Raw genomic sequence first — 10399 nt, 5'->3', positions numbered from 1 at the left:
TGATAACCTTGTGGGAGCGAGCCTGCTCGCGAAGACTGACTGACAATCACCAAAAATCCCACAGACAAAAAAATGCCCGCATCTCTCGATACGGGCATTTTTCATTTCAGCTTACCGCTCAGAAATCGTATTTCGCCGTCAGCTGGAAGTTACGCGGCTCGCCGTAGAAGGTGGTGCCGAAGTTGCCCAGGCCCGTCAGGTACTTCTTGTCGAAGACGTTGTAGGCGTTGGCGGTGAAGCTCAGGTGTTCGTCGTACTGATAACGGGTCATCAGGTCGACGAGGGTGTAGCCGCCTTGCTTGAGCATGGTGCTGCCGCCTTCGCCATTACCCACGTTCGGGCTGAAGCTCTGGCCGTAAAACGCGCTCTGCCAGCTGACACCGCCACCGACGGTGAACTGATCCAGTGCGCCGGGCAGGCGGTAGGTGGTGAAGGTGCGTACCACGTGTTCCGGTTTGCTGGTGGCCAGCGGGAAGCCGAAGATGCGTTGATGGTCCTGATCGCGGGTACGGGCGTAGGTGTAGCCAGCGGACAAGTTCCAGCCTTGCGCCAGTTCACCGGCCAGTTCCAGTTCCACACCCTTGGTTTTGGCCCCGGAGATTGCCTTGTAGACGTCCTGACCGGTATTGGTGTCGGTGGTGACGTACTGGGCGACGTTGTCCTGCTCGATCTGGAACAAGGCCAGGCTAGCGTTCAACTTGCCTTCGAAGTAGGCCGCCTTGATGCCGGTTTCGTAGCTGTCACCTTCAACCGGCTCGAGGGTCTTGCCGCTGGCGTCCTTGTAGATTTGTGGCTGGTAGATGCTGGTGTAGCTGGCGTAGACCGAGTAGGTATCGTCCAGGTCATACACCACACCGGCGTAAGGCGTGACGACGCCATGTTCCTTGTAGCCGGCTTCGGTGTCGGCGAAGCCGGAGCCCGGGTAGTAGGTGTAGTCCTCGTCGTACTTGTAGGTGCTTACACGGCCGCCGAGGATGAAGGACAAGTCGTCAGTCGGGCGCAGGCGCGTGGCCAGGTACGCGCCGTTCTGGCTCTGGGTACGCTCGTACTTGCCGTTTTTCGGGAAGTCTTGCTTCGCCAGGTGGCCTTCCCAGTCAAAGATGTTACCCGTCACTTCGCCGAAGGCGGTGGAGTCGTAAGTCGCACCGGTCTGACGGGAATGGGAGGTCATGAAGCCTGCCACCAGTTCATGTTCGCGACCGCCCAGGGTGAAGGGGCCAGACACGTTCACGTCAGCCGTGTTCTGTACGCGATGGCCTTCCCAGCGCCCCCAGTAAAAGAACATGCCTTCGCCCGTTTCGCGGTTCGGGTAACCGCCGCTGGCCGAGGCCAGTTGGGTGTCATGATCGGTGGTTTTCTGGTCGAAGCTGGCCTTGAATTTCCAGCCATTGGCCAGCGCTTGTTCCAGGGACGCGAAGTACGTGATGCTGTCGAAATCACGACGGCTCCAGTCGGCACCCGGGTTGAAACTACGTGTGAAATCGGTGCGGCCACCGTCGGAGAAATACGGTGAGTTACCGGTCCAGGAACTGCCACGTGGCGTCGCGCTGGATTTGTCGACACCCAGGGTCAGCAGGGTATCGTCGGTCAGGTCGGCTTCGAGGATGCCGTAGTACAGGTCTTTCTTCTGGCTGTAGTGATCGATGTATGAGTCTTTATCCTGCAAGGCGCCGACGAAGCGGCCGCGCACACTGCCGGTATCATTGAGCGAACCGGAGATGTCGCCTTCGGTGCGGTAGTTGTCCCAGGAACCGACGGTACCGCTGATCGAGGCCTTGAAATCCTTGGTCGGTTTCTTGCGGATCAGGTTGACGGTGGCGGCGGGGTCACCGGCACCGGTCATCAGGCCGGTCGCGCCTTTGATGACTTCGATATGGTCGAGGCTGGCTGCGTCATCGCTGTTGTTCGGGTTTTCACCGTAAACACCGTCGTAGGGAATGTTGACGCCATCGTACTGAAAGTTGGTGATGGCAAAACCACGGGCGGAAAACTCGGTACGGTCACTGTCGTACTTCTGAACCGTGACGCCGGGGGTGTTGCGCAACGCATCGGCGACGCTGGTGACACCGCGATCATCCATTTGCTGACGGGTCACCACGGTGACCGATTGCGGGGTTTCGCGGATGGTCAGCGGCAGCTTGGTGGCGGTGGTGGTGGCGCCGGTGGTGTAGGAACCGGTGTCTTCGGTGGTCAGGCCCAGGGCCTGGCCGGAAATGGTGGTCGCACCCAGTTGCAGGCTCGAACCGCCGCCGGAAATCAGCGTGACGCTGTTGCCATTGATCTGGAACGAAATGCCGGTGCCCTTGAGCATCTCGGCCAGGGCCGCCGACGGCTCCAGCGAACCGGACACGGCGCGGGACTTGATGCCGGCCACTTGATCCGGGCTGTAGAGGATTTGCAGGTTGGTCTGCATGCCCAATTCGGTCAGCGCGCTGGACAGCGGCTGCACGGCAATACTCACTTTTACAGGTGCTGCATTGGCCATCGAGCTCCCCAGCAAGGTGGCGGTCAGCAGAACGCTGGTCAACAGGGTTCTATGCAGAGACGGGCGCTGTACAGCCAGCGCGAGAGGTGTGCGGCGTGGAAGAGATCGCATTACTTACCTGTGCTCCTGAAAAGTGTCGTGCAGAGTTTTTGTTAATAGGAATGATTATTAAGACGGAGCGCTGACAGGAAACCGGAAAGAAACCGGAAAAATAATTTTTCGAAGATTCAAATAGTTCGCGAAAACCTGTGGGAGCGGGCTTGCCCGCGATAGCGGTGGATCAGTCAGCATCAATGTTGAATGTGATGGCCCCATCGCGGGCAAGCCCGCTCCCACAGGTAAGGGGTGTGATCAGGCAGGCGTCAGCTCGGTGACCACCCGACCGCCTTCCATGCGCACCAACTGGTCCGCGACATCGAAGTAACGGTCATCGTGGGAGATCACGATGATGGTCTTGCCCAGGCGTTTGAGGTCCGGCAGCAGCTCGGTGTAGAAGATCCGGCGGAAGGTCGGGTCCTGGTCGGCGGCCCATTCGTCGAACACCAGCACGGGGCGTTCCTCCAGCCAGGCATTGACCAGGGCCAGGCGCTTGCGCTGGCCGGTGGAGAGGTCGGTGGTGGTGAAGTTGCCGTCCTTGACGCTGACCTTGTGCGCGATCTCCAGGCGTTGCAGGTACTTGTTGGCGTCTTCCGGGATCTGTGTGTCGCCCTGGGCCACGTCGTCGAACAGGTAGTAGTCGGCGAAGATGGTGGTGAACAACTGGCGATAGTCATCGCGATTCTGCGCATCGATCGCTTCGCCGTTGACACGGATCTGCCCCTGCTGCGGCGTGTACAGGCCCAGCAGCAACTTGATCAGCGTGGTCTTGCCGCAACCGTTCTCGCCGACGATGAAGGTGATGTCGCCCTGTTTGATCGTCAGGTTGACCGGCCCCAGCTGGAACGGTGTGGCACCGTCGACCGACGGGAAGGCGTAGCGCACGTCCGCCAGTTGCAGCTCGTGCACGACGGGTTTGACGTTGCCCTGATCGCTGAGCAGCAGATGAGGTTCAGGGGTGGAGAATTGCTCGGACAGTTCGGCAATGCGGCGGAAGGCAATCTGCGCGCGGCTGACAATCGGCAGTGTGCTGATCAAATGCTCCAGCGGGCCTTTCATGTACAGCAGCACCAGCACGAAGCCGCTCATGACGGTTTTGTCGGCGCTCGGCCAGAAGGTTTGCAGAGCCAGGGCCAGGCCGATGACCACGAAGAACAGCATCGAGCCGAAAGTCTTGGCGATGACGAAGGTGTTGATCGAGCGCACCTGGGTGTTGCAGATGAATTCGGCGGTGGCCTTGATGCCCGAAACGAACATGCGCTGGCGGCGAGGACGATGAATACGCAGTTCCTTGGCACCCTCGGCAATCGCGTTGTAGTGCTTCTGCAATTCGTCTTCGGCGTCGCGGGCGGCCATGAAACCCTGCACTCCCTTGCTCTGGGCGTAGGCCTGGATCGCGGTGCCGATCAGGATCGCGGCGACCATGATCAGGAACATCGGCCACGACAGAATCGCCAGGTAGCCCATGCAGCCCAGGGTCACGGTGACGGAAATCGCCAGTGGCGCGAAGGCGAAGGCAAAGTCGCTGATGGTGTCGACGTCGTGGGTCAGCACCGGGATCAAGCGATGGCTGCGATAGCGCTCGATCTGTTCGATCGGCGCCGACAGCACTTTCTCGCCCAACTGTTTACGCAGCTTGGCGATGATGTGTTGGCCGACGTAGTTGGTGCCGATGTCCGAGCAGATCGAACTGGCCAGCGCCAACAGGCACAGCCCGGCGAACAGCGCGACCACGCCCTGGGTCAGGCCGCTTTCGGAATGCAGGGCGTTGTTGATGGTCGCCAGCAGCACCGTGACGCTCAGGCCGCCGACCATGCCCAGGAAAATGGACGCGGCGACGATGAGTCGAAACGGTTTCAACAGGGCGAACAATTCGCCGATGGCGCCTCGGTTAGGCTGGGTCATGGAAGACAGTTCCTTGGGTCGGAAGGCAGATACCCAGTAGAACGTCTGGTCGAGGGGTTAATTTAGGCGGTGGGGGATGGGTGGTGAGGGCGACTTCACATGGAACCCTGTGGGAGCGAGCCTGCTCGCGAAGAGGGAGTGTCAGTCGACATTAATGCTGGCCGACAGTCCGCTTTCGCGAGCAGGCTCGCTCCCACAGTGGGTGGGGTGTGGTTTTAGAGATCGCGCACTACGCGAAAGCCTATCCAGTCCCCACGTTCTTGCGGGTACTGGCTGTTGCGATTGCCGGAGCGGGAGAACACCGGGGCTTCACCCCAGTCGTTACCGCGGATACGCACGGCTTCGCAGTTGGGCTCGAGCCAGGCGCTGCCATCGGTGGGGGCGCCGACGTAGTTCGGGTGCTCGCAGTCTTCCACCCATTCATAGACGTTGCCGTGCATGTCGTACATGCCGAAGGCGTTGGGCGGGTAGCTGCCCACCGGCGAGCTGTAGCTGTAACCATCCGCCGGGCCGTAGGTGTTGGCGTGTTTGGCGATGCTGTATTCCTTGCCTTCATCGAACGGGAAGGGGAACGGGCCTTTGCTGCCGCCACGGGCGGCGTATTCGCGCTGGGCTTCGCTGACCATGTGGTACTTCTGCCCGGTCTTCTTCGACAGCCAGGCGACGTAGTTTTTCACGTCGTCGAAGTTCATGCATACCGCCGGCTGGCGCGGACTCTGCGGATAGCGCGGCTTGCTGGCGATGCACTCGCGACCCGGCCGGGTATCGCCGTTGGCGATGATCACGCCGCTTTCGCGCACGTAGCTGTCCCATTCCCCGGCGGTGACCTGGAAACGGCTCATGGCGAATGGCTTGGCGAAGGTCACGTCATGCATCGGCCCTTCATCGGGCTCGCGGCCGACTTCATCGTCCGGGGTGCCCATGGTGAAGGTTCCGGCGGGCAGCACGACCATTTCGGGACAGTCCTTGCAGTCCTTGAAGACTTTGCCCGGTGGCGGTGGAGTGGCGGCTTGTGCGGCGCCGGCCATGAGGGCGGTCAGGGCGAGGGCCTTGAGCGGCAGGGTTAGTGGATTGCTGTTCATGAATCCTCTCGATCATAGAAAAACGATCCCTGTGGGAGCGAGCCCGCTCGCGAAGAGGGCGTGTCAGTCGACATCAAGGTTGGCTGGCAGTCCGCTTTCGCGAGCAGGCTCGCTCCCACAGGGGGGGGAGGTGTCAGGCCGTCAGGCGGTCTTGTTGAGCAGCGCCATGAAACGGTCGATTTCGCTTTCGCTGTTGAGCAGGCCCGGGGCGATGCGCACCACCGGGCCGGCGTCACGTTCCACCGCATCGCAGACCACGCGGTTTTGCATCAGCTGATTGGCGACCTTTTCGCAGTCCTGTTCCTTGACCCGGAAAAAGGTGAAACCGGCAGAAAGCTCCGGACTTTGCGGCGTGACCAGTTCGATCTGCGGTTGTTCCAGCAGGCGGTTCTTGGCGTAGGTATTGAGTGCGTGAATGCGCGCCTGGACCTCGGCCTTGCCCAAATCCAGATGCAGCTTGAAGGCTTCGTCCGCCGCCCAGCGATGTTCGAAGCTGTGATAGCCACCGGGGGTCATGATGGTCGAGAAGGTGGTGGCTTCGGAAAAGGTCGGAATGATCGGCGTGACATCCTTGAGCTCGGCCGAGCGGGCACAAATGATCCCGGTGCCTCGGGGGCCGAACATCCATTTGTGGGTGCCGGCGATGAAGAAGTCGCAGTGCATGTCGGGAAACGCGAGGTCCTCGACGCCGAAACCGTGCACGCCGTCGACCACATAAAGAATGCGGTCTTGTTCGTCACGCTTCTGATTCAGCTCTTCTACCAGCTTGCCGATTTCGCCGATCGGCAGTTTCACGCCGCTACCCGATTGCACCCAGGTCATGCCCAGCACGCGGGTCTCGGGGCGAATGCCTTTGGCGATCGAGTCCAGCACTTCGTCCACGGAAATGTCGCGGCTGTTCTCGAACAGCTTGAGCTTGCGCACCTGGGTGCCCTGGCGCTGCTGGCGGTATTCAAGGGTGTAATTGGTCGAGTAGTGCTCATGTTCGCTGACCAGGATTTCCTGATCCGGACGCACATGAATGCCGCCATAAATCATCGCCAGGCCTTCGGTGGTGCTGCCGGTGAGGGCGATCTGTTCAGGCTTGGCATTGAGGTAGCGACCGGCCCAGACCCGCACGTTATGTTCGCGCTTCTCGGTTTCCTGCAGGTCCCAATCCATGGCGCGGCCGGGGTTGCGGTCGATGTTGGCACGGTGCATATCGATGGCGTTGCGCACCGGCGTGGGGTGCGAGGTTACCAGGAAGTTGGCGAAGTGCAGGTAGTCCGGGTCCTGATTGAACAACTGGCGCAACTGCGCCCACTTGCCCTTGGGCAAGGGTTGCGGATTGGCGGCTGCCTGCAGGTTCATGCCGGCAGTCAGCGGCAATCCGGCGGCGAGAATGCCGGCCTGCTTGAGGAATGAACGACGGTTGGTCATGGCTTGGGTTCGCTTGTGCAAAGGGGAGTCAGTTTTTTGCCACAGGTTTGGATGACTTCTGTACCTGGTCCCAGACCCGCAGGAAATTGCCGCCCCAGAGCTTGGCGATATCGGCTTCGCTGTAACCGCGACTGATCAGCTCGGCGGTCACGTTGCGCGCCTCGCTGACGTCCTTCCAGCCATCGAGACCGCCGCCATCGTTGAAGTCGGAACTGATGCCGACATGGTCGATGCCGATTTTCTTCACCGCATAATCAATTGCGTCGCCGTAGTCCTTGAGGGTGGCCTTGGGTTCTTCGTCGACGATGGCGTAGAGCTGGCTGGCGTATTCGCCGAAACGCTGCTCGGACCAGACGGTGATGACCGGATCGCCCGGCATCAGCGCCATCTCCAGCCCTTGCAGCGGCTGTAGGTCGAAGCGCGCGCGCAGGGCATTGAGTTTGTCCTGGGTGGCCTGGCTCAACGGTTTGATGTAAGTCGGGAAGCCGACAATCTGCACCACGCCGCCACTGTTTTTGATCAACTGCATTTCCTGGTCGCTGAGGTTGCGCGGGATGTCCACCAGGCCACGGGGGGCCGAGTGGGACGCCACCATCGGCGTGCGGCTCAAGCGGGCGACTTGCTCCAGGGCTTTGGTCGACATCTGCGACACATCGATGATTACACCGAGGTCGTTGAGGCGGTGCACGGCCTGCTTGCCGATCTCCGAAAGGCCACCAAGGGCGTCGCGGGTATCGTTGAAAAACGGCAACGGCCGCGACGAGTCGGCCCAGGCGTTGTTGCCCACGTAACTGAAGCCGAACATGCGCATGCCACGGGCCGCCCATTTGTCCAGGGCGTTGAGGTCGCTACCCAGCGGGTAGGCATTGAGCATGCTCATGAAGATCGCGAACTTGCCTTCGCCGTGCAGGCGGCGGAAATCGTCAGGCGTGTAGGCGATGGCGACCTGATTGGGATAGTCGCGCACCATGGTGCTGATGATCTTGTAGCGGGTTTCCTGCTCGAAGCGGGCTTCTTCGATGAAACCGGCGGTAGGGCGGTGGGGCGCGTTGGGGCCGTTCCAGATCTCCGGCCAGCCGAAAATCGTCAGGGCTGCGCCGGACAAACGTCCGCGTCCGGTCTTGACCAGGTCGAACTGGCCGCTGCCGTCCTTGTCTGCTTCGTTGCCGGCGGTGCCGAAGTCCATGGGCACGGTGATGTGGCTGTCGAACGAGAGCAGGCGTTCGTGCAGTTCATCGGCCTGTTTCATTACCTTGACCGGGTAGCCGGGGTTGTCCTTGAACCAGTAGTCCCAGGCCGCGAAGCCTGCACCGGCGCTGATCGCCAGGGCCAGCGGCAGGCCGATGAAAAGAGCCTTTTTCGAGCGTGGTTTTGTCATTGCCGTCTCAGTCAGTTCGCCGCCCTGTTGTGGGCGCAGGGGCCTTTGCTATCTGGGATGAACGAGTCAGCAGGGGAGGAATTTAGTGTTTGTGCGGGCCTCTTCGCGAGCAGGCTCGCTCCCACAGGGGATCTTCAGTGATCATTCGGTCAAAGCAGGGGAGGAATTTAGTGTTTGTGCGGCCTCTTCGCGAGCAGGCTCGCTCCCACAGGGGATCTTCAGTGATCACTCGGTCAATGTGGGAGCGAGCCTGCTCGCGAATGCTTTTAAATTTTTCGGCGCAACCAACGTTCTAGCTTGGATAAAGCCTGCTTCATGGCTGACACAGGTAGGGCAATGACGATTTCTCGACGATGGTTCATGGCGGGCCTGGCGCTGACCGGCGCTGCCGTGCCTGCGGCTTTTTATGGGCATCGCCAATGGACGAAACCGGATCCGACAATCACCCCCGGCGAAGCGTCGTTCGATGTCGCGGATGTCGCCGGCCAGCGTTTGGCCGATACCTTGCGTGGTGTCTGGCAGATCCGTTTCGAAGGCCGTGATGCGGGGCTTGAAGGCCTGCCGGCGGATGGGTTGGAAGTGTTCCTCGACATCGGCCACAAAGGTCGCGGGGTGATCGGTTTTCTCGACACCGCCGAACGACTGCGTTCGAGCGGGGCGCCGCGTTACCGGGTACTCGGCGATCTGGCTGGCGCCAAACCGGCGCAGTTGAGCTGGCGATTGCTAAGTGCCGACGGTAACCCCGATTACGAGTTCAGCATGACGCTGGACGAGGTCTGGGCCGGGTTCGGCAACGCCGGCAGTGGCTCGCTCAGTGGGCGGGTGTTGAATCTGGACCGGCCGTTGATGATGACCGCCCAGGACAATCGCTTCATCGCCGTCAAGCGCGTATTTCCCGAAGCCCGCGAGCGAACCGGTCTGAATGCGCCGCTGCTGGCCTGGCTGACGTCCGCCGAGCATCGCTTGTTTCACCAGCTCTGGCATGCGTCCCGGGACAAGTGGCACAACCTGCCCGAAGACAAGCGCAGCGCCTTGCGCGGCATCGGCTGGCAGCCTGGTCCACGGGACAAGGAGCGTGATGCCCGTGGCGCGCGCAAGGATCGCAACGGTTCGGGCGTAGACTTCTTCTTCATGCACCGGCACATGCTCGGTACGGCGCGCTCGCTGCAGGACTTGCCGTCGTGGACGCAATTCCCGCTGCCGCAGCCGGAGCTGGCCCGGGATCGCATCGGCTTCGCCAATTATTTCGACAACCATGACGGTACCGCGCTGCCGCCCACCTGGCTGGCCGAAGACGATGACGAGTACTCAAAGTGGGTCGCCGACATCAAGACCGCCGAGACGTACCACAGCAATTTCCAGGTCTGGGAATCGCAGTACCGCGACCCGCGTTACCTGTCGAAGCTGACCCTGGGGCAGTTCGGCTCGGAAGTGGAGTTGGGGTTGCACGACTGGCTGCACATGCGCTGGGCCTCGGTACCCCGTGATCCGTCCAACGGCCAGCCGGTACCGTTCGCCCGTGACCCGGCGGACTTTTCCGCGCGTTGGTTTGCACCGGAAAACGACTTCCTCGGCGATCCGTTTTCGTCTCATGTGAGCCCGGTGTTCTGGCACTTTCACGGTTGGATCGACGATCGCCTGGAAGACTGGTTCCGCGCCCACGAGCGCTTTCATCCCGGCGAAGTCAGCCGGCTTGAGGTCAATGGCGTGCCGTGGTTCGCACCGGGGCGCTGGGTTGAAATCGGCGACCCGTGGCTGGGTCCGACCACCCATGGCTGTAGCACTGCACCGGGGTTGCAGACGGGCAAGTCGGTGGAAATGGACCCGGAGACCATGAAGCTGGCGCTGCGGATTACCTTTGGCGAGGACGAGAAGAAGCTCAAGGATCTGTTCAGGAAGGTGCCGCAGCGGCCTTGGTATGCGCGAAATCTAAAGGCCAAACAAAGTCAGGTCTGACAGGTTTTTTGATATTGAATGTTCTGGCCTCTTCGCGAGCAGGCTCGCTCCCACATTAGCTCTGTGAACACAGGTCCA

Annotated in this window: 6 protein-coding genes; 1 reads left to right on the top strand and 5 read right to left on the bottom strand. The window is 61.0% G+C overall.

All coding sequences use genetic code 11. The annotated features are described in order from the left end of the window. Positions 1–118: 118 nt before the first annotated feature. The 5 genes from ACW9HW_RS26040 to pvdM form a co-directional block, all read right to left on the bottom strand. Positions 119–2596, bottom strand: coding sequence for a TonB-dependent siderophore receptor (locus ACW9HW_RS26040; protein ID WP_457402161.1), 2478 nt, complete (start codon positions 2594–2596; stop codon positions 119–121). Positions 2597–2836: 240 nt separating this feature from the next. After that, positions 2837–4486, bottom strand: coding sequence for a cyclic peptide export ABC transporter (locus tag ACW9HW_RS26035; RefSeq protein WP_457402159.1), 1650 nt, complete (start codon positions 4484–4486; stop codon positions 2837–2839). Between the two features lie 215 nt (positions 4487–4701). Continuing rightward, positions 4702–5568, bottom strand: a complete 867-nt coding sequence (pvdO, locus tag ACW9HW_RS26030; RefSeq protein ID WP_457402157.1) for a dihydropyoverdine dehydrogenase — start codon at positions 5566–5568, stop codon at positions 4702–4704. Positions 5569–5709: 141 nt separating this feature from the next. Beyond that, entirely contained in the window at positions 5710–6987 is a 1278-nt protein-coding gene (gene pvdN / locus ACW9HW_RS26025) for a pyoverdine-tailoring periplasmic protein PvdN (RefSeq protein ID WP_457402155.1), read from the bottom strand. A gap of 28 nt (positions 6988–7015) precedes the next feature. Further along, complete coding sequence (gene pvdM / locus ACW9HW_RS26020) at positions 7016–8365, bottom strand: pyoverdine-tailoring dipeptidase-like protein PvdM (RefSeq protein WP_457402154.1); 1350 nt, start codon at positions 8363–8365, stop codon at positions 7016–7018. A gap of 336 nt (positions 8366–8701) precedes the next feature. On the opposite strand from pvdM, the gene pvdP reads away from it, so the two are divergent. Beyond that, positions 8702–10321 (top strand): pyoverdine maturation tyrosinase PvdP, encoded by a 1620-nt coding sequence (gene pvdP / locus ACW9HW_RS26015; RefSeq protein ID WP_457402152.1) that lies wholly within the window; start codon positions 8702–8704, stop codon positions 10319–10321. Positions 10322–10399: the final 78 nt, after the last annotated feature.

The organism is Pseudomonas sp. SDO5532_S415, from assembly GCF_054071155.1.
Note: the sequence above shows the minus strand (reverse complement) of the source record. Positions and strands in the feature narration are given on the sequence as shown.

What these genes read in the sequence shown, in the direction of transcription:
- pvdM (WP_457402154.1), bottom strand. Translation starts at nt 8,365, where the DNA reads ATGACAAAACCACGCTCGAAAAAGGCTCTTTTCATCGGCCTGCCGCTG.
- ACW9HW_RS26040 (WP_457402161.1), bottom strand. Translation starts at nt 2,596, where the DNA reads ATGCGATCTCTTCCACGCCGCACACCTCTCGCGCTGGCTGTACAGCGC.
- pvdN (WP_457402155.1), bottom strand. Translation starts at nt 6,987, where the DNA reads ATGACCAACCGTCGTTCATTCCTCAAGCAGGCCGGCATTCTCGCCGCC.
- pvdO (WP_457402157.1), bottom strand. Translation starts at nt 5,568, where the DNA reads ATGAACAGCAATCCACTAACCCTGCCGCTCAAGGCCCTCGCCCTGACC.
- ACW9HW_RS26035 (WP_457402159.1), bottom strand. Translation starts at nt 4,486, where the DNA reads ATGACCCAGCCTAACCGAGGCGCCATCGGCGAATTGTTCGCCCTGTTG.
- pvdP (WP_457402152.1), top strand. Translation starts at nt 8,702, where the DNA reads ATGACGATTTCTCGACGATGGTTCATGGCGGGCCTGGCGCTGACCGGC.